Below are 24,009 nucleotides of genomic sequence, written 5' to 3'. Positions count from 1 at the left end.
CAAAAAAACTGCTATTTTACCGCCTAATTTTTGTAGTTGATTATGAGTGATAAAAACTGTGAGCAATATAGAACTAAATAGCCTTAATGTGGCTAAGTTTGGTGGTACAAGTGTCGCTAATTTTGCTGCTATGCAAAACTGCGCGAATATTATTAAAAACAATCCTAATACTCGAGTTGTGGTAGTCAGTGCCTCAGCAGGAGTCACCAATTTGTTGGTTGATATTGCTCATACGGCTATGTCTAAAGATCAAATAAAGCAAAAATTAGTAGAAATCAAAACTATTCAGTATGCCATTTTAAATGAGTTAGCTAACTCTGAAGAAGTAGCTGAAAAACTTGAGTCTTTATTGGCGTCTTTGACTGATTTGGCTTTACATGAAGAAATTATTCACAGTGCCGATTTAAAAGATAGCTTGTTATCCCATGGCGAAAGAATGTCATCTTTATTGTTTAGTGCAGTGCTGAAACAAATCGATGTTAACGCTGAAAACTTTGATGTACGCAATGTGCTTAAAACAGACAGTGAATTCGGCAAGGCCACACCACAACTAGAAGCGATTAAAGCTGCAGCTGAACAGATCATGCTGCCTAGTTTAGTGAATACTGTTTTTGTTACTCAAGGTTTTATTGGCTCCGATGAACAAGGTAACACAACAACCTTAGGTCGCGGTGGTTCAGACTTTACTGCCGCGTTATTAGCTGAAGCATTGGGTGCCATTTCTTGTGAAATTTGGACTGATGTTATTGGTGTTTATACCACAGATCCGCGGATTACCGATGCAGCTAGACCATTACCTGAATTAAGCTTTGAAGAGGCGGCCGAAATGGCAACCTTTGGCGCCAAAGTTTTACACCCAGCCACTATGGAACCAGCATTAAGACAAGATATTAAAGTATTTGTCGGTTCAAGTCGTGAGCCTGAAAAAGGCGGTACCTGGATTGTCAGAGACTGTGAAACAGAGCCTGCTTATCGCGCTATAACTCGTCGTAAAGAACAAGTTATGGTGACAGTAAAAACGCCAAAAATGATGTATGCACAAGGCTTCTTGCAAAAAGTGTTTACTATTATAGCTAAACATAAATTGAGTGTTGACCTAGTGACCACTTCAGAAATCTCTGTCGCTTTCACCTTAGATAATCCAGCAAATTCTGTTGTTGAACAATTGAATCGGGCCACTCTAGAAGAATTAAGTCAGTTTTGTGATGTGCTAGTGGAAGATAACTATGATTTAGTCACAGTTGTGGGTAATAATATGCATAGTGAGGCAGGGGTTTCTAATCGTATTTTTGATGCCGTTGCTGAATATAACTTGCGCATGATTTGTTATGGAGCTAATCCACATAACTTATCTTTGTTGGTTAACGCCAGTGCAAGTAATGATGTGGTGACGTCGCTTCATAAAGCGTTATTTGAATAAAGAAATAAGGTGATGGTAAATAAAGCTCAAAACAAAAGTGGCATTTATCAATCTCCTTTACAAAAATTATTTACCCGGCAACAGCCTAAAGTAAAAGCAAAAAAAGGTATGGCTAGGTTATTAATGACCTATGCCGAAGGTGACAGTGAAAGAGTGGCACGGGTTATCCAAGCTTGGTTAGAGGCCAACCGTTAGGTCTCTAATCGCCACTTTGTCTATCAACAGGTGCGTTACTTTTGTTGATTTATCGAAATAATATTAGGCGAAACTTTTAGATGATCCCTCGTAAACATCACAAGTTGGTTTTTTCATTTTTTATGTCATTTTTGATGTCATGTATTATGTCTTTGGTGATCAGTATTTTTAATGTAGGTTTGGTGCCAAATATAGTCGCAATTTGGCTTAAAGCTTGGAGTTTTGCTTTTGCAGTGGCGTTTCCCACCATCTTTATGATCTCTCCTATAGTGCATAAATTGGTGTCACTGGTTTTACATGAAGAAGACAGCTAACTTGATGGATCCTACTTTAGGTGAATATATCGTCAAATTAGCTGCTATTTCCTGTCAATATTAATCTAAATTTTCACTTAAGCGTTTTTTCAATTCAACCTGTTCAGATTGGCTCAGTGGTTCGTCATTCTGATTACTAATAATAAACAAATCTTCTGCTCTTTCACCTATGGTAGATATTTTTGCCATATGTAATTTAAAGTTTAATTCGACAAATTGTTCACTGATTTTAGCTAATAACCCAGGTGCATCTAGTGCTTCTAATTCAACTATTGTTCCCTTAGTTTGACTGGGATAAAAACGTACTTTAGTTTGCACATCTAGCTGTTTCATCTGCCGCGACATTTTCCGTTTATTATTGTGTTTTTCACCCGGTTTATTTAATTGGGTTTCAACCGCTTCTTTTAAACTGTCTAAGCGAGAGGTAGAACTGATCCTGTCGCCATTTTGCTCAAGAATAATAAAGCTATCAAAGATATAACCATCATGAGTATGCATGATTTGCGCATCATGTATGGTGCAATTCCGGCTATCTAACACAGAGGCAATTTGAGAAAACATTTTAGGTCTGTCTTTGCCATACACGATCAACTCCGCCCCTGCTTTTGAGGTGGTTGCACTGGTGCCAACTAATAAAAAATCATCTGTCATGGGATACGAGGCTAAAATGACGCTGGCATGCCAAGCAATTTGTTCAGGTTTAAAGCGAGCAAAATAATCGTCATTTAAACGTTGCCAAAATTGCGAAATTTGCGAATCGTTCATACCACTTTTAAATAGCATTTTTCGTGCATGCTCTTGATGTTCTTGAACTCTATCTTGCAGGGCAACTTTACATTCTAAACCATTTTCTAAAGCCTTTTGTGTGAGCAGGTATAACTCTCTTAATAATGATGCTTTCCAATCATTCCAAAGATTGTCATTGGTAGCACGAATATCAGCTAGGGTTAACACATATAAATGATTAAGGTTATTGTGTGTGCGAACTAAATGCGCAAATTCATTAATCACTTCTGGATCATAAATATCTCTTCGTTGGGCGATGACCGACATTAATAAATGGCTGTCTACTAACCAACGGATAAGTTCTGCATCTTTTTCATTTATGTCATGGGTTGCACAAAATGCTGCTGCGTCGATAGCCCCTAGTTTAGAATGATCGCCATTTCGACCTTTGCCAATATCATGAAAAATTGCTGCGATAAAAAGTAGTTCAGGTTTATCGAGGCTTTTCACTATACGACCACAGCGAGGAAACTCTGTGTTATCTGGCAAGCCATAATGATAAATGTTTTTTACTAACCTGTAAGTATGCTCGTCTACTGTGTAAGCATGGAATAAGTCAAATTGCATCATGCCGACTATATGATCCCATTGGGGGATGTAGGCTTGTAATATGCCGTGTTTATGCATGATGTTCCAAGCGAGGGCAAAAAAGTTAGGATGGCGCATTAAGTCCATAAATAACTCTCGACATTCGGCTCTTTCGGCAAAATATTGGTTTCTAAACTGTCGTCTGGCTTGACGTAATAAACCTAAACAATTGGAATGTAAGCCTTCGGTTGCTGGAGTGTCGGAAATCACATGAAGAAAACGTAAAATATCTTCAGGTGTGGCAAATACATTGCCATGTTTAGGTGAAATTAACCCATCCAATAGTTCAAAGTTTTGGTCTATATTGGCATCATGTTTGACTTTGATTGCTAGAATATCTTGACGAAATCTTTGTAACAACATTTCGTTTAGCTCGCTAATACGACGAACTGTTCTGAAAAAGGCTTTCATCATCTGTTCAACACAGTCTTTGCTATCTTCGCCATAACCTAATTTGCTGGCCACATCTTGTTGGTAGTCAAATAATAAACGGTTTTCACTGCGCCCTGCTACAAGGTGTAATGCAAAGCGAATTTTCCAAAGGGCATTTCTACATTCTATTAGTTCTTCAAATTCTTGTTCTGTAAAATAGTTAGCTTCTACTAATTCGCTGCCATCCATTGCTTGAAAGTGTTTTTTAGCCACCCAGCCAATAGTTTGAATATCTCGTAAACAACCTGGGTTTTCTTTAACGTTAGGCTCTAAGTTGTAAGAGGTGCCTTTACATTTAGCATGACGCACGACTTGCTCATCGTATTTAGCGATAAAAAAATCTTTGCTACTCCAGTAATTTCTACCCTGCAATTTATTGTTAAGATCAATAAAGGTCGATTCACTACCAATCAATAACCTAGCCTCAACTAAATTAGTGGCTATGGTGACATCTTGTTTGGCATGTTGAACGGTTTCTTTTATGGTACGTACTGATTGGCCTATATCCAGTCCAATGTCCCACAATAAAGTGATAAATTGACCTATAGTGTCTTGTTGTGTTTTTGCTAGGGACTTATTACTGAGTATTAACAAGTCAATATCTGAATAAGGTTGAAGTTGTCCTCTACCGTATCCTCCAACAGCTACCAGAGCTAATTTCTTTTGGTTGTGAAGGCCCATTAATTGCCAAATGTGTTGCAGCAAGCTATCAATGAATAAGGCTCTTCCTTCTACTAATCCTTCTATTTCACTATGGCCAAACTCGGTGTCTAGCCACTCATAACTATTGGCTACGATAGCCTTATAAGCCGCAATATTATCGGTGTTATTAATTAATTTTATTTGGCTAAGCAGACTTTGAAGAGACAATGTAAATTCCTTACGCTAAAGCGTAGTAACGATGATAAAGCTAAATTGGAAAATGTATCTTGATGTTCTTTAGTATCAAGATACATATAGGGAGAATGTGTACATCAGTCTTTAATGATTGATGATGCGCTCAATCGTTTCATCATCACGTAGAGTTAAAATTTCTACTCCAGTTTCAGTGACTAATAAAGTATGTTCCCATTGTGCACTTAGGCTGCGGTCTTTAGTCACAACTGTCCATTGGTCAGGTAATACTTTCGAATAACGTTTTCCAGCGTTAATCATAGGTTCTATGGTAAAACACATACCGGCTTGCAAGGTTTCACCTGTATTAGGTTTACCGTAATGCACTACTTGAGGTTCTTCATGGAAGTTTGCACCAATGCCGTGACCACAATATTCTCGAACAACTGAATAGTTATTATTCTCAGCGTACTGTTGTATTGCATGGCCAATGTCGCCTAATCTAGCGCCCGGTTTAACCATTTTTATACCTAAATACAAACACTCTTGAGTTATTTTGATTAAACGCTCAGATAAAATAGAAGGTTTTCCCACCACAAACATTTTAGAGGTATCGCCGTGATATCCGTCTGCAATGACAGTGACATCTATATTGACCGAGTCACCATCTTTAAGTTTTTTGTCAGCTGGAATGCCATGACAAATAACATGATTGACTGAAGTACAGATTGATTTTGGAAAAGGTGGATTACCGTAATTTAATGGAGCAGGGATACATTTTTGCACGTTTACAATGTAATCGTGGCATATTTTATCAAGCTCATTAGTAGTGATCCCTTTTTTGACGTGTTCACCTATCATTTGTAAAACATCGGCGGCAAGACGTCCAGCAATACGCATTTTTTCAATTTCAGCTGGGGTTTTAATAGTGGCAGACAATATTTTATCCTATTTAACGAGAACTTTATTAGTGCATTATATTAACTTTTCGTCGGTTCCTTGTATAGGTCTTTGATGTTAAATGTGGCTGTAGGCTTGTATAAATTAGCTTTGCATGCTATAAAGCGCACCGCTGAATTTAATGGTGGTAATGCATTATTAAATATCGCGAACGTAGCTAAGATTAATTAGCATAAATAACACACATACATCGACACATTTTTCGGGGTGTCTGCACAGAAATTCTTTTATAACTATCAAGAGCTTCTGGGTGGATCGAAAACTGGGATGTATGGAGGCCTAACCCCATATTGAGGAATCTATATAATGGCAAATGTATCTATGCGCGACATGCTTCAGGCAGGCGTACACTTCGGACACCAAACTCGTTACTGGAATCCAAAAATGAAACCTTTCATTTTTGGCTCACGTAATAAAGTTCATATCATCAATCTTGAAAAAACAGTTCCTATGTTCAACGAAGCTTTGAACTTTGTTGGTGGCGTTGCTGCTAAGAAAGGTAAAGTACTTTTTGTTGGAACAAAAAGAGCTGCAAGTGATGCAGTTAAAGAAGCTGCTGATAAATGTGACCAGTTCTATGTTAACAAACGCTGGTTAGGCGGAATGTTGACTAACTGGAAAACAGTTCGTCAGTCAATCAAACGTTTAAAAGATCTTGAGCAACAAAGTCAAGACGGTACGTTTGAAAAATTAACTAAGAAAGAAGTGTTAATGCTTCAGCGCGAAATGACTAAACTTGAGACTAGCTTAGGCGGGATCAAAAACATGGGCGGTTTGCCTGATGTGTTGTTTGTTGTTGATGCTGACCACGAACATATCGCAATTACTGAAGCCGGCAACCTTGGTATTCCAGTAGTTTCTATTGTTGATACTAACTCAAATCCAGATGGTGTTGATTACATCGTACCTGGTAACGATGATGCAATCCGCGCCATTCAACTTTATTTGAATGCTGCAGCTGATGCTGTTACTGAAGGTCGTAATCAGTCTAACGAAGTACCAGCTGAAAAAGGCGAGTTCGTAGAAGCTGCTGAATAAGCAACCAGCTTTTAGCCAAGTCTAAATTTTAATTTTTAGACTTCGGTTTATTGTCGAAAAATAAAACAGGGGCGGTCGTCCCTGTTTTTAAATGTTAAAATGAATAATTTGCTGAGGAAACGAAAATGGCAGTGACTGCAGCCCTAGTTAAAGAATTACGCGAGCGTACAGCCGCAGGCATGCTTGATTGTAAAAAAGCATTGGTAGAAACCGATGGTGATATCGAGCTTGCAATCGAGAATATGCGTAAAAATGGTCAAGCTAAAGCAGCCAAAAAAGCGGGCCGTATTGCCGCTGAAGGTGTGATTTTGACTAAAGTTGCTAACGGTGTAGCAACTATGATCGAATTAAACAGTGAAACAGATTTTGTAGCACGTGACGAAGGTTTTGTTAAGTTTGGTTCTCAATTGATTGAAGTTGCTTCAGCAAACAAAATCAATGACATAGAAGCCTTAAACGCTAGCGAAATCGATGGCGTTGTAGTAAGTGATTTACGTGACACTCTTGTGGCTAAAATCGGTGAAAACATCAGCCCACGTCGTGTAGTGAGTGTTGAAGGTGATAACCTAGGCGCATATGTACACGGTGCTCGTATTGGTGTTATTGCAATCCTTCAAGGTGGTGATGAAGAGTTGGCTAAAGATATCGCTATGCATATAGCGGCAGCAAGCCCTCAGTTCGTTAAACCTGAAGATGTGCCAGCTGAAGTTGTAGCAAAAGAAAAAGAAATTCAACTTGATATTGCTGTTCAATCTGGCAAGCCTGCAGAAATTGCAGAAAAAATGGTTGTTGGCCGTATGAAGAAATTCACCGGCGAAATCAGCTTGACTGGTCAACCATTCATTAAAGATCCTTCTATGTTAGTGGCAGACTTACTTAAGTCTAAAGGTGCTGATGTAATTAACTTTGTACGTTTTGAAGTTGGTGAAGGTATCGAGAAGAAAGAAGAAGACTTCGCTGCTGAAGTTGCTGCACAAATGGCTGCGGCTAAAAAATAAGCGGTTTTACGCTTAAATTATTTAAGCGCTAACTGTGATTACCTAAATTCTTTTAATTCTTGCATGAAACATGCATTTTCAAGTTGTTTGGGTATAATACTGGCACCTCAATTAGAGGTGCTTTTTTATATGTGTAAAGTAGGTCATTGCGTCCTACAATTTCGTCGCCTTTTTCATTGTAAGGAAATGCTAATCTATGAGTACAGTACCTAAGTCTACTTATCGAAGAATCTTATTAAAATTAAGTGGTGAAGCACTAATGGGAGAGGAAGGCTTCGGCATTGACCCCAAAGTGTTAGACCGTATGGCCCAAGAGATTAAAGAATTAGTCGAAATGGGAGTTGAAGTGGGCTTGGTTATAGGTGGTGGCAACTTATTCCGCGGTGAAGGGTTAGCCAAAGCCGGTATGAATCGAGTTGTTGGCGACCATATGGGTATGTTAGCCACAGTTATGAACGGTTTAGCTATGAGAGATGCATTGCATAGAGCTTTTGTCAATGCGCGTATGATGTCTGCTATTCCTTTAAACGGTGTTTGCGATGCTTATAACTGGGCTGAAGCAATTAGCTTGTTGAAATCAGGTCGGGTCGTTATCTTTTCTGCTGGTACAGGTAATCCATTCTTTACCACTGATTCAGCTGCGTGCTTAAGAGGTATTGAAATAGAAGCGGATGCCGTTCTAAAAGGCACTAAAGTTGATGGTGTGTATGATGATGACCCTGCTAAGAACCCTGAAGCAAAATTATATAAAACGCTTTCTTATAACGAAGTGTTAGATAAAGAATTAAAAGTAATGGATTTGGCGGCATTTACCTTAGCTAGAGACCATAGTTTACCCATTCGTGTATTCAATATGAATAAACCTGGCTGTTTAAAAGCTGTAGTGATGGGCGAAGATGATGGCACGCTAATCAGCCATTCAGAATAAATAGTTTAGACAGTAGGAATAACTAATGATTGATGAAATTAATGATGACGCGCGTCAGCGTATGGAAAAAAGTGTAATTGCATTAAAAGGACAACTTTCAAAAATCCGTACAGGTCGTGCACACCCTAGTTTATTAGATAGTATTATGGTGCCTTATTATGGAACCGATACTCCTTTAAAACAGCTAGCTAATATTATTGCTGAAGATTCTCGTACTTTGGCATTAACAGTGTTTGATAAAAGCGCAGCTCAGGCAGTAGAAAAAGCCATTATGCAGTCTGATTTGGGCTTAAACCCTATGAGTGCGGGTTCTGTGATGCGTATTCCTATGCCTGCTTTAACAGAAGAACGTCGTAAAGATCTTATTCGTGTAGTTAGAGCTGAGGCTGAACAAGGTAAAGTCGCAATACGTAATATCCGCCGTGACGCAAATGGTGATATTAAAGAACTACTGAAAGAAAAAGAAATCAGTGAAGACGATAGTCGTCGTGGCGAAGAGTCAATTCAAAAGCTTACCGATACATTTGTTAAGCAAGTAGACGATATACTTGTTATCAAAGAAAAAGATTTAATGGAAGTTTAACTAGGTCTACCGACAAGAATGAAGTCACTGAATAATATACACAGTCAAGTGCCTGAACATGTCGCTATTATTATGGACGGCAATGGCAGATGGGCAAAGGAAAAAGGCAAAATCCGTACATTTGGCCATAAAGCTGGTGTTAAAGCGGTTCGTGCGGCTGTGTCTTATGCCTTAAAAAGTAAGGTTAAAGCCTTAACTTTATTTGCTTTTAGTAGCGAAAACTGGAATCGTCCTGTGGATGAAGTCGGTGTATTAATGGAGCTGTTTAAATTGGTTTTAGGCAGCGAAGTTAAGAAACTACATAAAAATAATGTCAAGTTACGGGTGATTGGCGATACCAGTCGGTTCGATAGCAAATTAATAAAAAAAGTACATGATGCTGAAGAATTAACAAAAAATAATACGGGTTTAACTTTAAACATAGCCGCTAATTATGGTGGTCGCTGGGACATAGTAAATGCGGCGAAAACACTTGCAGATAAAGTCAAGTCTGGTGAATTAACAACAGCCGAAATAACTGAAGAACTGTTTACTGAGCAAACTTGTGCCGCTGATCTACCTGTTGTTGATTTGTTAATAAGAACCGGTGGTGAGCAACGTATCAGTAATTTTTTGTTGTGGCAGCTTGCGTATGCAGAGTTGTATTTTTCTGATATTTATTGGCCTGATTTTAATGAACAAACATTCCAAGATGCTGTGAATGATTTTAATCACCGTCAACGAAGATTTGGTAAAACAGGTGAGCAGGTAAGTTGATATTCATCTATCTTACCATTCATTTTAAAAGGACGAGCTTTTGTTAAAACAACGTATAATAACCGCCCTTATCCTGGCCCCTCTAGCCCTTTGTGCTATTTTATTTTTGCCGCTTTGGAGTTTTGAGATATTAATCGCTTTTGTGATTGGTTTAGGTGCATGGGAGTGGTCTAGTATGTCCGGTATCACTCGGACTTTTACTAAAGTGTCATATGCAGCCCTAGTTACTTCAATATGTCTAGCATTTTCATTTTTGTTACCTGTCGATATGATTTGGTACCAAGGTCAATTAAATAGTTTATACACTTATACGCTCTCAATCGCCTCCATTTGGTGGATGATTTCCTTAGCTATGATTATCGCTTATCCCAATTACAGTTCTACTTGGTTTGAGAGTAAATCTTTGCGCGGCATATTTGGCTTACTCACGCTTATTCCTACTTGGGTAGCGGTAGTTTCATTACGGACAAGTTTATATGATGTTGATCCTTTCTATGGTGCATCACTCATTTTCTATGTGCTAGGCATAGTATGGGCGGCTGACATTGGTGCCTTTTTTGTTGGTGTTAAGTTTGGCAAGCATAAGCTCAGACCTAGAGTCTCGCCTGGTAAAACTCTGGAAGGGTTAATGGGCGGAATTTTTGCGTCTTCCGCTATTATCGCTTTTGCGGCTCTGCATTATCATGTTGATCCTTCTCGTATTTGGCTACATGTGGTGATAGGAGCCCTTACCGTAGGTGTATCCGCACTGGGTGACTTAAATGAAAGCATGTTTAAACGATGTGCCGGGATTAAAGATAGTGGCACTTTGTTACCAGGCCATGGTGGTATTATGGATCGTATAGACAGTTTAACGGCTGCCTTTCCTGTTTTTGCATTTTGTTATGTTACTTGGATGGCTTAATGCAGCATAAATCACAAACAATTAGTATTTTGGGGGCGACTGGCTCAATTGGCCAAAGTACAATTGATGTTGTATTACGACATCCGGAGTTATTCAGTGTATTCGCACTTACAGCAAACCGAAATATCGAATTGCTAGTGTCTCAAGCTAAAATTTGCCAACCTAAATATGTGGTGGTTGCAGATGAAAATAGTTATTTGCAAGCCAAACAGATGTTCAATGCTGCTAATTTACTATGTGAAGTTTTATGCGGTGCCGAAGGTTTACAACACGTTGCCAGTGCCAATGAAGTTGACGTGGTTATGGCGGCGATTGTAGGCGCTGCTGGGTTATTACCTACTTTAGCTGCGGTGAATTCAGGTAAAAAAGTGCTGTTAGCTAACAAAGAGTCTTTGGTTATGTCCGGGGATTTATTTGTACAAGCTGCCAATCAGCATAAAGCTATATTATTGCCTATAGATAGCGAACATAATGCTATTTTCCAATGTCTACCAGAAAATTTTTGTTATGGTGACTTAGCAGCATCTGGGATCAGTAAAGTGTTATTAACTGGCTCTGGCGGCCCTTTTTTAAATACAAATTTAGCTGATTTCGAAAAAGTCACACCAGACCAAGCTTGTGCTCACCCTAATTGGGATATGGGTCGCAAGATTTCTGTTGATTCGGCCACTATGATGAATAAAGGCCTAGAATTTATTGAAGCAAGATGGCTATTTGGTTTAGATGCTGATGATATTCAAGTAGTATTACACCCGCAAAGTATTATCCATTCTATGGTGCAATATGTGGACGGTTCGGTAATTGCGCAAATGGGCAATCCTGACATGCGTACACCCATTGCTCATGCATTGGCTTACCCTCAGCGGATTGAGTCAGGTGTGGCTCCGTTAGATTTTAATCAAGTGGCTAACTTTAGTTTTACTGAACCAGATCCGTTGCGCTATCCGAATTTACATTTAGCCATTGAAGCCAGCAAAGAGGGGCAGTATGCGACTACAGTGTTAAATGCATCAAATGAAGTATCTGTAGAAGCTTTTTTGCAAGGAAAAATTGGTTTTAATCAGATAGCTCAGGTAAACAATGAATGTTTACAACAAAGTCAATCCCACAGACTTGATACCATTGAAGCTGTTATTGATAGTGATCAAGCTGCCCGTAGGGTGACTCTTAATATTATCGAAAACTTAATGTCATCCAAAGTACACGGGGTTAGCTAGATGTTTGAAGTGATTTGGAGTGTATTGTCATTTATTGTTGCTTTAAGCATTTTAGTGGCTGTGCATGAGTGGGGACACTTTTGGGTTGCCCGCAGATGTGGAGTAAAAGTTGAAAAGTTTTCGATTGGATTTGGTAAAGCCTTTTGGAGTAGAACAGACAAACATGGAACTGAATTTGTATTAGCCGCTATTCCGTTGGGCGGCTATGTAAAAATGTTAGACGAACGGGTCGATGAAGTATCTGACGCTGATTTGCCTTTTGCCTTTAATCGTCAACATGTATTAAAACGTATTGCAATCATTGCCGCAGGCCCATTAGTGAACTTTATATTCGCTATTTTTGCTCTGTTTTTGATGTACTTAATTGGCTTACAAACCATTAAACCTGTTATCGGTAAAGTTGAAGAAGCGAGTATATTTAGTACCAGTGCAATCCCTGCAAATGCAACATTGACTGAAGTCGGTGGACGCAAAGTGTCAGATTGGGAAGATGTCAATTTAGAGTTGATGTCACATATAGGCAAAGAAAAATTATCAGTTAAATGGGCGGCTAATAATCATCCCGTTGAACATGTTGCCAATATAGATATTAGTGCTTGGAATTTTGATCCTGATGTCGATTCAGCCCTTGGTAGTCTTGGGATTTCTCCTTTTAGACCTAATGTGTCAAATACCTTGGGACATGTCATGCCAGCATCGGCTGCACAGAGTATTGGCTTATTGGTAGATGATAAAATTTTACGTCTAGATGGAACTAGTATGGAAAATTGGGAACAAATAGTCAGTCATGTTGTGGCAAAACCAGAACAAGCTATTCAAATTGACGTGTTAAGAAATGGTCAAATAGTTCGTTTGAATGGAGTAGTGGGTAGTACTGAACGTGATAATAAAACCATAGGTTATATGGGGTTTACGCCTAAATTTGAAGCTTGGCCTGAAGGAATGGTGTTTATTCATCAATACGGTATAGCAAAAGCGTTTAGTAAGGCTGTAGATAAAACTTGGCGACTGATGACATTAAGTGTCGAAATGCTTGGAAAGTTGTTTACTGGTGATGTTTCAGTGAAGAACCTAAGTGGTCCCATAGCGATTGCCCAAGGTGCGGGCATGAGTGCTAGTTCTGGTTTGGTGTACTTTTTAAGCTTTTTAGCGCTAATTAGTGTTAATTTAGGCATAATTAACCTTTTACCTTTGCCGGTACTTGATGGTGGGCACTTACTCTATTACGTTATAGAATTTTTAAGTGGCCGACCTGTTCCAGATTCAGTACAAGAAGTAGGTTTTAAAATTGGTGGCTTTTTGCTACTCCTGTTAATGAGCATTGCAATAGTAAATGATATTGCACGTTTATAGTTTTTATCGGTCGATTTGGCCATGTACGCATGTAGAAATGCGTTTAGGAAGAATACTAATCAATGAAGTTTAAACAGTTAGTTGTTGCCGGATTATTGTTATCCATTGCTAGCTTCGCAAAAGCGGCGCCAAATAGTGAGTTTGTTGTAAAAGACATTAAGGTTGAAGGTCTACAAAGAGTAGCCTTAGGGGCCGCTTTAACATACTTACCGGTGACGGTAGGTGATGAAATGAATAGTTTCAGGATCGCTCAACTGATCCGCACTATGTATTCTTCTACTCACTTCGAAAGCATCCAAGTATTACGTGATGGTAATACCCTAGTTGTGCGTGTTCAAGAACGTCCTACTATCAGTAGTATCGAATTTGAAGATAACGATGATATTAAGGATGAACAATTACAAGAAAGTTTAGACGGCAATAATATTGTTGTGGGTGAGCCCTTAGATAAAACAATGTTGACTCAAGTCGAAAACGGCCTAAAAGACTTCTTTTACAGTATTGGTAAATATAATGCAGATGTCACTGCAATCGTCACTCCTTTACCTAGAAATCGAGTGGATTTAAAGTTGTTGTTTGAAGAAGGTGACGCAGCTAATATTGAACAAATTAATATTGTGGGTAACTCCATCTATTCAGATGAAGAGTTATTGCAACAAGTAGAATTACAATTTGATACACCTTGGTGGGATTTTCTATCTCAAACCAGGTATCAAAAACAAACCTTAACTGGCGATATGGAAACTATTACTAGTTATTACAAAGATTCGGGTTATTTACGTTTTAATATTGATTCAACTCAAGTATCAATGACTCCAGATAAAGAAGGTATTTATATTACTCTTAATGTACAAGAGGGTGAAAAATATGAAATATCTGATGTTGAATTAATTGGTGATTTATTAGGTTTTGAAGAATATTTAAAATTAGTTTTACCTATCAGAAAAGGGCAACTTTACAACCAAGCTCAAGTGACTTACACCGAAGAATATATCAGTAAGTATCTTGGTCGTTTTGGTTATGCTTATCCAACCGTGACAACTATTCCAGATATCAACGATGAAGATAAAACGGTGAAGTTAGTTTTATCTGTCGATCCAGGTAAACGTATATATGTGCGTCGTATTAATTTTGAAGGAAATGTCAGTACCTCTGATGAAGTATTAAGACAATCAGTCAACCAAATGGAAGGAACTTGGTTATCAAATGATACCTTAGAAGTGTCTAAAAATAGTTTGTCTCGTTTGACTTATATGGAAAAAGTAGACTTTGAAACTGTTCGTTTACCAGGTGAAGATGATAAAGTTGATGTGAATTTCACTGTAAAAGAACAACCTTCAGGATCATTTAATGCAGGTATTGGTTACGGTGATAGAACAAAACTAAGCTTACAAGCTGGTATTCAACAAGATAATTTCTTAGGAACAGGTAAGCGTGTAGCATTTAACGTTAGCACTGTGTCATATCAAAAGAGTGTTCAGCTTTCTTATACAGACCCCTATTTTACTATTGACGGTATTAGTTTGGGAGGAAGTGTGTCTTATAGTGAGTTCGATGGTAGCTCAGCTAACCTTATTCAATACAACAGCAAACAGTTTTCTGTAGGCAGTAATATTGGTTATCCAATTGACCAATATAATAGAATTAATTTTGGATTAACTTATTCAAATGTTGAATTATTCCAAAACCAACCTTATGTACAAACAATTCGTTTTAATGAACAATTTGTCGACCCAAATGATCCTGATGCAGCTATAAATTATTCTAGTTTCTTGGCATCTGTGGCATGGTCACGTTCAACTCTTAACCGAGGGGTTTTCCCAACGGCAGGTTCATCGCAGAGGGCTTCATTCGGTATTACTACTCCTAATTCAGACGTGAACTATTTCAAAACTGAATTGGATGGTAAATGGTATTTTCCACTATCACGTAATCAACGTTGGTCTTTCTTAGCCAGACTGAAAATGGGTTATGGTAATGGTTACGGTGATGTGAATGGGGTTGATCAAATATTACCTTTTACTCAACATTTCACCGCGGGTGGTGCTGATACATTACGTGGTTTCGAAAATAATACCGTTGGTCCTAGAGGGCTATTATTGAGCCCCAACTCAGTGGCAGTTGATCCAAGTGGACGCCCTATACTGGGTGACCCTACTACAGATAGTATTTCTCTTTCGAGTCGTTCTTTAGGTGGTAACGCTATGATTTTAGGTGGGATTGAATTAATTGTGCCAACCCCATTTGTTGAAGTAGACTTCGATAACTCAGTACGTACCAGTATGTTTATTGATGTTGGTAATGTTTGGGATACAGAATTTGATTATAATCTTTATAAAGATCTGAATGTCATTCAGCAATATAGCGATGATAATTTGATAGATTATAGTGATCCATCACTCTATAGAGCTTCGGGTGGTATTTCGGTACAATGGTTATCACCAATGGGACCTATGGTATTTAGTTTTTCTAAAGTGATTCAAGAACGTGAAGGTGATGATACTAAGTTCTTCACTTTTAATATTGGTCAAACATTTTAATTTTTCGGTTGGAATACCAGCCTATAACAATAAGAAACAGGAGTTTCCTTTGAAAATTTTTACTAAAAGTTTAATTGCCGGCGCTTTAATGACAAGTGCACTAGTCAGTGCCACTGCACAAGCTGAACAAAAAATAGGCGCAGTGAATGTCCAAGGTATTTTTCAATCTTTACCTCAAGCTGCGACGATTCAACAATCTATTGCTGCTGAGTTTAAAGATAAAACTGAAGAAGTTAGCCGTCTAGAAAAAGACATTAAGTATTACCTTGAGAAAAATCAACGTGATGCGGCTACTATGAGTGAAAAAGAAAAGAAAGAGCTACAAGATAAAATTATTCAACTTAGGAATGATTACACAGCTAAAGCACAACCACTTCAGCAAGAGATCCAACAGCGTGCTCAAGAAGAGCAAAATAAATTGTTGGGCTTAATCAAGCAAGGCATCGATGCCGTTGCAGCAAAAGAAAAGTATGATGTTATTTTAAATGCTAATGCTGTTGCATTTATTAATCCAGCAAATGACATTTCAAAACAAGTGATCGAGCAGGTTAATAAAATTCAATAATTTTTATTAACGAGGGCTTTTATTTTACAATAAAAGCCAAAGCCCAGAAGGAAATATTTTGAGTCATTCACTTAGTCTAGCTGCATTAGCACAAGCGATAGAAGCTGAATTACATTTAGCTAATGGAGATAGCCCAGATACCCTTATCACCGGGATATCTACTTTAGCTAAAGCTGGCAATGGTCAGCTGTCATTTTTGTCTAATAGTAAGTATCGTAGCCAGCTTCTGGATTCTAAAGCGCAAGCCATTATTTTACATCCAGATGAATTACCTCATTGTTCCCAAACTGCGTTAGTAATGCCAAACCCATATGTGGGTTTTGCAAAAGCAGCGCAAATTTTGGATACCACTCCAGCAGCAGCTTATGATATTTCGTCACATGCAGTTATTGGTAAAAATGTTACACTAGGTGCCGACGTTAAAATTGGTGCACATACGGTTATTGAGGATAATGTTATCCTTGGTGATAAGGTGGAAATAGGCCCAGGATGTTTTATCGGTAAAGGTGCTAGAATTGGCGCTAATACTAAGTTGTGGGCAAATGTTACTATTTACCATGAAGTAGTATTGGGAACAAACTGCCTAGTTCAAGCTAGTACTGTACTCGGTAGTGATGGTTTTGGTTATGCGAATGATAAAGGGCAGTGGATTAAAATTCCGCAGTTAGGTAGTGTCATAATTGGCAATAGAGTTGAAATTGGTGCAAGTACAACCATTGATCGTGGTGCCTTAGACAATACTATTTTAGCTGATGGAGTTATTATTGATAATCAATGTCAAATTGCTCACAATGTTGAAATAGGTGAAAACACTGCAATGGCGGCTTGCTCTGTTGTGGCAGGAAGCACTACTATTGGTAAAAACTGTAGTATTGCTGGGTTAGTTGGGATCAATGGCCATATTTCAATCTGTGACGGTGTGATCATGACTGGAATGAGTATGATCACTAAGAATATTTCTCAACCCGGTGTTTATTCTTCAGGTATGCCTGCAGAGCCTAATAAGCAATGGCGAAAAAATATGGTTGCCATGAGAAATATTACTAGCCTGAATCAGCGTGTTAAAACATTAGAAAAATTTCAAGCAGAGTAGCTAGCCCTACTATCTTGAGCGTTTAGGAGTTACCCCTTGGCTAATAGCTTACAACCTCTAGAAATAGAAGAAATTATGGAGCTTTTGCCCCATAGATACCCATTTTTATTAGTGGATCGCGTTACTGACTACAAACTTAACGAATCTATTGTGGCATATAAAAATATTACGTTTAATGAACCGTGTTTTACTGGACATTTTCCAGGTAAACCCATTTTCCCAGGCGTTCTGATCTTAGAAGCTTTAGCTCAAGTTGCTGGTGTTTTAGGATTTAAAACTGCTGGTAATTCTGACGATCTTTATTTGTATGCAGGTATCGACAAAGCCAGATTTAAAATGCCAGTAGTGCCAGGCGATCGCTTGGACATGGAAGTGAATTTGATCAAAGAACGTCGAGGAATTTGGAAGTTTCATGGTGTGGCCAGAGTTGACGGAAAAGACGCCTGTGAGGCTGAGTTCATGTGTGCTATGAGGAAAATATAAAAGGTGATCCATTCCACTGCAATTATTCATGATTCAGCACTAATTGGTAAAAATGTATCAATAGGCCCTTATTCAGTTATTGGGGCCGATGTGTCTATTGGTGATAACTCGGTTATCGAACCTCATGTGGTGATTAAAGGTAAAACCACTATAGGACAAGGTAATCACTTTTATCAATTTTGTTCGATTGGTGAGGATTGCCAAGACAAAAAGTATGCTGGTGAACCTACCGAATTGATTATTGGTGACAATAATGTGATCCGTGAAGGGGCTACTATCCACCGTGGTACAGTACAAGATAAAGGTATTACCCGTATTGGTTCGAATAACTTAATCATGACTTATGTACATGTTGCTCATGATTGTGTGATTGGTAACAATTCAATTCTGGCGTCTAATGCTACCTTAGCTGGTCATGTAACCGTTGGTGATTGGGTTATCATGGGTGGTATGACTGCTGTTCATCAGTTTTGTAATATAGGCAATCATAGTTTTGTAGCCGGTGGAGTGGTTGTATTACGTGATGTTCCTCCCTATGTGATGTTAGGCGAGGGGAGTACACCAAAAGGTATTAACTCTGAAGGTTTACGTCGTCGAGGTTATAGTGCTGAAGCAATTTTACAAATAAAACGAGCTTATAAAGTTATATACCGTAATGGAAATCGTGCCGAAGAAGCAGTGGCAGAACTGTTAGATATGGCAAAAAATACTAGTGAAATTCAAATTATGGCAGACTTTATCGCCAACTCTTCTCGAGGGATTGTACGCTAAATCATGAGCGACAGAGCACTTAGAATAGGTATTGTTGCCGGTGAAGCATCGGGCGATATCTTGGCCGCTGGGCTAATTAAACAACTTAAAACTCATTTCCCTAACGCCACTTTTGAAGGTATTGCTGGACCCAAGATGCAGAATCAGGGTTGCCATTCATTATTTGATATGGAAGAACTATCAGTGATGGGCTTGGTTGAAGTGTTATCTCGAATACGTCGATTAATCTTTGTACGTAAAACATTGACTCAACATTTTTTGACCAATCCCCCAGATGTCTTTATTGGCGTTGATGCTCCTGATTTTAATTTAACCCTTGAACTTAAATTGAAAAAACAAGGCATTAAAACCGTTCAATATGTAAGTCCAACTGTTTGGGCATGGCGCGAAAAAAGAATTTTCAGAATAGCCAAGGCCACTAATCTAGTTTTAAGTATCTTTCCATTTGAAAAACAAGTGTATGACAATCATCAAATTCCTTGTGCATTTGTGGGTCATACAATGGCTGACGATATTGAGATAAAACCTGATTTCGAAGTTGCACGTCAGTCTTTGCAAATAAGAGACAGTGATCGTGTATTAGCTCTATTGCCAGGCAGCCGTAAGCGAGAAGTGGATAGCTTGTTAGATATATTTATACAAGCAAGTTTATTGCTTAAAAAAGATATTCCAAATTTAAAAGTATTGATCCCTGTGATAAATCGCCAACGGAAAGAACAAGTAGATGAGTATTTTCATACCCATTTACCTGAATTAGATTATCGGGTGGTGATAGGTCATGCCAGAGAAGTGATGATTGCTTCTGATGCAGTACTACTTGCTTCTGGTACTGCGACGCTTGAAGCGATGTTATGTAAGAAAAATATGGTGGCAGCATACAAGTTAAGCGGTTTAACTTACCAAATGATGAGATGGCTTTACAAGGCAAAATATTTTGCTTTGCCAAATGTGCTCGCAGATGAAAAGCTGATCCCTGAATTACTGCAAGATGACGTTAACCCAAAACGTATCGCTGAGCTGTTATTACCCATGTTAGCGGATAAAAATAGTGAATCCCAGCAACAACTTGTTAGTAAGTTTGAAACATTACACCAATCATTACGCCAAAATGCTGATGTGCAGGCAGCCAAAGCTGTTGCTAATTTGATTGGTCAGAATTAATGATAAAAATTGTAGCTGGAGTAGATGAAGTCGGTCGTGGACCTTTAGTCGGTGACGTGGTTACCGCTGCTGTCATTTTAGATCCTAAATATGTTATTCCTGGTTTGGCGGATTCTAAAAAATTATCTGAAAAAAAGCGTAACGCTTTAGCCGTTGAAATCAAAAACCATGCATTAGCTTGGTCTATCGGTCGAGCAAGTCCTGCTGAAATTGACCAATTAAATATTTTACATGCCACTATGTTAGCCATGACAAGAGCTGTTGAAGGTTTGTCTATACAACCACAACATGTAATGGTGGATGGTAATCGTTGTCCAGCTTGGTCTTATTCTAGTGAAGCAATAGTCAAAGGTGATGGTTTAATTGCTGAAATATCTGCAGCTTCTATCATTGCCAAGGTCACTAGAGATGAAGAAATGTTGCAGTTAGATAAACTATATCCTGAATATGGTTTCGCTCAACATAAAGGTTATCCCACTAAAGCCCATTTAGCTAAGCTTGCCGAATTAGGCCCATTGGCTGAATATCGTATGAGTTTTAAGCCTGTCCAGCAATCACTTGTGTTGCGTAACGGTCAATTGGCGGGCTCATAATGACAGAGCAGGTTTCTCAGTCTCAAGGAAAAACGCCAGTTAATTTTGTCCACCTTAGAGTACACAGTGATTACTCTATGTTAGACGGATTAAATAAAGTTAAACCCATAATCAGTAAAGTAAAAGAGCTGAATATGCCGGCTGTGGCGATAACTGATCAGATGAATATGTGTGGCTTGGTGAAGTTTTATAGTCAAGCACACAGCAACGGCATTAAGCCCATAATTGGCACTGATTTTTGGGTTCAAAGTGATGATGTTCCGGGGAATATTTTCCGTTTGACTCTGTTGGCGATGAATAATCAAGGTTATAAAAATATTACCTTGTTAATTTCAAAAGCCTATTTACGTGGTTCGGTTAAAGATAGAGCGGTAATTGATCGTGATTGGTTAATTGAACATAACGAAGGTGTGATTGTACTTTCTGGCGGTAAAACTGGTGACTTAGGTCAGATGTTAACCAAAGGAAATATTGAATTGGCACAAAGTATTAGCCAATTTTATCAAACTACTTTTGGCGATAGATTTTATCTTGAATTAACCCGTACAGGCCGTTTAGGCGAAGAAGATTATATACATCGCGCCATTGATTGGGCAAATCAGTATGACTTGGCTGTGGTGGCAACCAACGAAGTCTGTTTTATTGATCAGGAGGGGTTTGACGCCCATGAAATCAGAGTGGCGATCCATGATGGTTTTACCTTAATTGATCCGAGGCGCCCTAAAGAATATAGCGACCAACAATATTTACGTACTGCCGAGGAAATGTTGGAATTATTCCAAGATATTCCTGAAGCTATTCAAAATACGGTAGAAATAGCTAAACGTTGTAATACTACTGTTCAATTAGGCACATACTTCTTACCTGATTTTCCTACCGAAGGGATGGATATTAAAGACTTTTTAGTCAAGGTATCGAGAGAAGGTCTTGAACGCCGCTTGGCTTTTTTATTTCCTGATGAAGTTGAACGTAAAGAAAAACGTCCCGAATATGATGATCGTCTAGAAATTGAATTAGGCGTAATTAACCAAATGGGATTCCCCGGTTATTTCTTGATCGTGATGGAATTTATCCAATGGAGTAAAGATAATAATATTCCAGTCGGCCCTGGTCGAGGGTCTGGTGCAGGTTCGTTAGTGGCTTATGCCTTAGATATTACAGATCTTGATCCCCTAGAATATGACCTGCTTTTCGAACGGTTTCTTAACCCTGAACGTGTTTCTATGCCTGATTTCGATGTGGATTTCTGCATGGATAGACGAGATGAAGTTATCGATCATGTTGCCGAAATGTATGGCCGTGATGCGGTTTCGCAAATCATAACTTTTGGTACCATGGCGGCCAAAGCTGTAGTGAGAGATGTAGGTCGAGTGTTAGGTCATCCCTATGGTTTTGTGGACGGTATTTCTAAACTGATCCCGCCAACACCGGGCATGACCCTAGAAAAAGCCTTTGTTGAAGAGCCTCGTTTACCTGAGCTTTATAATCAAGACGAAGACGTAAAAGATCTCATTGATATGTGTCGCATCTTAGAAGGTGTGACACGTAATGCTGGTAAACACGCAGGGGGGGTGGTTATCGCCCCAACTGTAATCACCGATTTTGCCCCTTTATATTGTGATGACGAGGGAAAAAACCCGGTTACCCAGTTTGATAAAAATGATGTGGAAACTGCCGGTTTAGTAAAATTTGATTTCTTAGGCTTACGTACCTTAACGATCATTCAATGGGCCATTGATATGGTCAAAAAGGGCAAAGGTAAAGAGATAGACATTGCGTCGATTTCACTCACCGATCCTAAATGTTTTAAAATTCTATTAAATTCAGAAACCACTGCGGTATTCCAATTGGAATCTCGTGGTATGAAAGAACTGATTAGTCGACTTAAACCCGACTGCTTCGAAGATATCATTGCATTAGTGGCTTTGTTTAGACCAGGGCCATTGCAATCGGGTATGGTAGATAATTTTATCGATCGTAAACATGGCCGTGAAGCCATTTCTTATCCTGATGCCGAATACCAACATGAATGTTTAAAAGAAATTCTTGAGCCTACATATGGCATTATTCTGTATCAAGAACAGGTTATGCAAATAGCACAAGAAATGTCTGGCTACAGCTTAGGTGGCGCGGATATGTTACGCCGCGCTATGGGTAAGAAAAAACCTGAAGAAATGGAAAAGCAACGAGGCTCATTCCAAGAAGGTGCTAAAAATAATGGTATTGAGCCAGATTTAGCGATCAAGATTTTCGACCTAGTAGAAAAATTCGCGGGTTATGGTTTTAACAAATCTCACTCTGCAGCTTACGCTTTGGTTTCTTACCAAACCTTATGGCTGAAAACCCATTATCCAGCTGAATTTATGGCGGCTGTAATGTCGGCTGATATGGATAATACCGACAAGATTGTGACTTTGGTGGACGAATGTAGTCGCATGAACTTGACCATATTACCGCCTGATGTAAACGCGGGTAGCCATAAATTTACCGTAGATGAAGAAGAACGAATAGTTTACGGCATTGGCGCGATTAAAGGCGTCGGCGAAGGTCCTATTGAAGCAATTATTAAGGCCAGGGAAGAAAAAGGTAAATTCACCGATTTATTCGACTTTTGTGCCAAAGTTGATATTAAAAAAATTAACAAACGTGTGTTAGAAAAATTAGTACTGGCGGGCGCTTTAGATAATTTAGGGCCACATCGTGCAGCGATTATGGCTTCATTACCTGATGCTATTGCCGCAGCAGGTCAGCACGCCAAAGCTGAGTCTTTTGGCCAATCAGATATGTTTGGCTTATTAAATACAGAGCCAGAGCAAGTGCAACAAGCTTTTGCCGTTGTTAATCCTTGGCCTGAAAAAGTTTGGCTTGACGGGGAAAAAACCACCTTAGGTTTGTATCTAACTGGTCACCCAATCAATCAGTACCTGACTGAAATTAAACAATATGCACCATGCCGTTTAGTGGATTTAAAACCCACGAATAGAGATCAAACTGCTTTTGCGGTTGGCTTAGTGATTGGTGTACGTATTATTGTCAATAAACGAGGTAGACGTTGGGCGCTTGTTACTTTAGATGACAAAAGTGCCAGAATTGATGTGCGTTTTTTCCCAGATATGCTTGAGCAATACGAAGAGTTGTTGAAGGAAGATAAAATACTACTAATAACTGGACAGGTCAGCTTTGATGATTTCTCTGGTGGCAATACAATGTCGGCCCGCGATGCTATGGATATTGTGCAAGCCCGTGAGAAAAATGCTAAATGGCTACAAATTCATCTAGAATCGAGCTGGTGCAATACGTCAACTATCGATAAACTACAGGTTATTTTACAGCCTTTTCAAGGCGGAAGCTGTCCGGTTCAGGTACACTATGTACATCCGGATGCAAAAGTGGACTTGACCTTAGGTGCGCAGTGGTATGTTACTCCCGAAGATGAGCTAATATATGAATTGCAGCAATTATTAGGCAAGCCACAAATTAAATTAGAGTTTCACTAG

The 24,009-nt window shown here is 38.9% G+C and carries 21 protein-coding genes; 19 read left to right on the top strand and 2 right to left on the bottom strand.

Annotated elements, in window-relative coordinates:
• Positions 1-58 precede the first annotated feature (58 nt).
• The 3 genes from lysC (at position 59) to GQR87_RS15310 (ending at position 1,929) form a co-directional block, all read left to right on the top strand.
• The gene (gene lysC, locus GQR87_RS15320; RefSeq protein ID WP_158970806.1) at positions 59-1,420 is read left to right on the top strand and encodes a lysine-sensitive aspartokinase 3; all 1,362 of its coding nucleotides are present in this window, start codon (positions 59-61) and stop codon (positions 1,418-1,420) included.
• 12 nt (positions 1,421-1,432) lie between these two features.
• The gene (locus GQR87_RS15315) at positions 1,433-1,615 is read left to right on the top strand and encodes a hypothetical protein (RefSeq protein WP_158970804.1); all 183 of its coding nucleotides are present in this window, start codon (positions 1,433-1,435) and stop codon (positions 1,613-1,615) included.
• Between the two features lie 80 nt (positions 1,616-1,695).
• A complete protein-coding gene (locus tag GQR87_RS15310; RefSeq protein ID WP_158970802.1) occupies positions 1,696-1,929 on the top strand; it encodes a DUF2798 domain-containing protein in 234 nt (77 codons plus the stop codon).
• Between the two features lie 60 nt (positions 1,930-1,989).
• On the opposite strand, the gene glnD is transcribed toward GQR87_RS15310, so the two are convergent.
• Together glnD and map are read right to left on the bottom strand one after the other, a co-directional pair.
• The gene (gene glnD, locus GQR87_RS15305) at positions 1,990-4,605 is read right to left on the bottom strand and encodes a [protein-PII] uridylyltransferase (RefSeq protein ID WP_158970800.1); all 2,616 of its coding nucleotides are present in this window, start codon (positions 4,603-4,605) and stop codon (positions 1,990-1,992) included.
• Between the two features lie 111 nt (positions 4,606-4,716).
• Positions 4,717-5,508, bottom strand: coding sequence for a type I methionyl aminopeptidase (gene map / locus GQR87_RS15300; RefSeq protein WP_158970798.1), 792 nt, complete (start codon positions 5,506-5,508; stop codon positions 4,717-4,719).
• Positions 5,509-5,835: 327 nt separating this feature from the next.
• Between map and rpsB the strand changes: the two genes are divergently transcribed.
• From rpsB to dnaE, 16 genes are all read left to right on the top strand, one after another.
• Positions 5,836-6,567, top strand: a complete 732-nt coding sequence (gene rpsB / locus GQR87_RS15295; RefSeq protein WP_158970796.1) for a 30S ribosomal protein S2 — start codon at positions 5,836-5,838, stop codon at positions 6,565-6,567.
• Positions 6,568-6,692: 125 nt separating this feature from the next.
• Positions 6,693-7,565: a translation elongation factor Ts gene (gene tsf, locus GQR87_RS15290; protein ID WP_158970794.1), complete on the top strand. Its 873-nt coding sequence runs from the start codon at positions 6,693-6,695 to the stop codon at positions 7,563-7,565.
• A gap of 196 nt (positions 7,566-7,761) precedes the next feature.
• Positions 7,762-8,493, top strand: a complete 732-nt coding sequence (gene pyrH / locus GQR87_RS15285; RefSeq protein WP_158970792.1) for a UMP kinase — start codon at positions 7,762-7,764, stop codon at positions 8,491-8,493.
• A gap of 25 nt (positions 8,494-8,518) precedes the next feature.
• The gene (gene frr, locus GQR87_RS15280) at positions 8,519-9,076 is read left to right on the top strand and encodes a ribosome recycling factor (protein ID WP_158970790.1); all 558 of its coding nucleotides are present in this window, start codon (positions 8,519-8,521) and stop codon (positions 9,074-9,076) included.
• Positions 9,077-9,094: 18 nt separating this feature from the next.
• On the top strand, positions 9,095-9,832 hold the full coding sequence (gene uppS, locus GQR87_RS15275; RefSeq protein WP_158970788.1) for a polyprenyl diphosphate synthase: 738 nt from the start codon (positions 9,095-9,097) through the stop codon (positions 9,830-9,832).
• Between the two features lie 40 nt (positions 9,833-9,872).
• The gene (locus GQR87_RS15270) at positions 9,873-10,736 is read left to right on the top strand and encodes a phosphatidate cytidylyltransferase (RefSeq protein ID WP_158970786.1); all 864 of its coding nucleotides are present in this window, start codon (positions 9,873-9,875) and stop codon (positions 10,734-10,736) included.
• Positions 10,736-11,953: a 1-deoxy-D-xylulose-5-phosphate reductoisomerase gene (gene ispC / locus GQR87_RS15265; RefSeq protein ID WP_158970784.1), complete on the top strand. Its 1,218-nt coding sequence runs from the start codon at positions 10,736-10,738 to the stop codon at positions 11,951-11,953. Before GQR87_RS15270 ends, ispC begins: the two co-directional genes overlap by 1 nt.
• Complete coding sequence (gene rseP / locus GQR87_RS15260) at positions 11,954-13,306, top strand: sigma E protease regulator RseP (RefSeq protein ID WP_158970782.1); 1,353 nt, start codon at positions 11,954-11,956, stop codon at positions 13,304-13,306.
• 62 nt (positions 13,307-13,368) lie between these two features.
• Positions 13,369-15,846 carry an outer membrane protein assembly factor BamA gene (bamA, locus tag GQR87_RS15255; RefSeq protein WP_158970780.1) on the top strand — a complete coding sequence of 826 codons (2,478 nt, stop codon included), beginning with the start codon at positions 13,369-13,371 and terminating at the stop codon, positions 15,844-15,846.
• Positions 15,847-15,895: 49 nt separating this feature from the next.
• Positions 15,896-16,411, top strand: coding sequence for an OmpH family outer membrane protein (locus GQR87_RS15250; RefSeq protein ID WP_158970778.1), 516 nt, complete (start codon positions 15,896-15,898; stop codon positions 16,409-16,411).
• 58 nt (positions 16,412-16,469) lie between these two features.
• Positions 16,470-17,504, top strand: coding sequence for a UDP-3-O-(3-hydroxymyristoyl)glucosamine N-acyltransferase (gene lpxD / locus GQR87_RS15245; RefSeq protein ID WP_158970776.1), 1,035 nt, complete (start codon positions 16,470-16,472; stop codon positions 17,502-17,504).
• Positions 17,505-17,540: 36 nt separating this feature from the next.
• A complete protein-coding gene (gene fabZ / locus GQR87_RS15240) occupies positions 17,541-17,987 on the top strand; it encodes a 3-hydroxyacyl-ACP dehydratase FabZ (protein WP_158970774.1) in 447 nt (148 codons plus the stop codon).
• 3 nt (positions 17,988-17,990) lie between these two features.
• Positions 17,991-18,758 (top strand): acyl-ACP--UDP-N-acetylglucosamine O-acyltransferase, encoded by a 768-nt coding sequence (gene lpxA / locus GQR87_RS15235; protein WP_158970772.1) that lies wholly within the window; start codon positions 17,991-17,993, stop codon positions 18,756-18,758.
• 3 nt (positions 18,759-18,761) lie between these two features.
• Entirely contained in the window at positions 18,762-19,919 is a 1,158-nt protein-coding gene (lpxB, locus tag GQR87_RS15230; RefSeq protein ID WP_158970770.1) for a lipid-A-disaccharide synthase, read from the top strand.
• Complete coding sequence (gene rnhB / locus GQR87_RS15225; protein WP_158970768.1) at positions 19,919-20,512, top strand: ribonuclease HII; 594 nt, start codon at positions 19,919-19,921, stop codon at positions 20,510-20,512. The genes lpxB and rnhB overlap by 1 nt, the downstream gene beginning before the upstream one ends.
• Positions 20,512-24,009: a DNA polymerase III subunit alpha gene (gene dnaE, locus GQR87_RS15220; protein WP_158970766.1), complete on the top strand. Its 3,498-nt coding sequence runs from the start codon at positions 20,512-20,514 to the stop codon at positions 24,007-24,009. Before rnhB ends, dnaE begins: the two co-directional genes overlap by 1 nt.

Source organism: Paraglaciecola sp. L3A3 (assembly GCF_009796765.1).
Taxonomy (GTDB): Bacteria; Pseudomonadota; Gammaproteobacteria; order Enterobacterales; family Alteromonadaceae; genus Paraglaciecola.
Note: the sequence above shows the minus strand (reverse complement) of the source record. Positions and strands in the feature narration are given on the sequence as shown.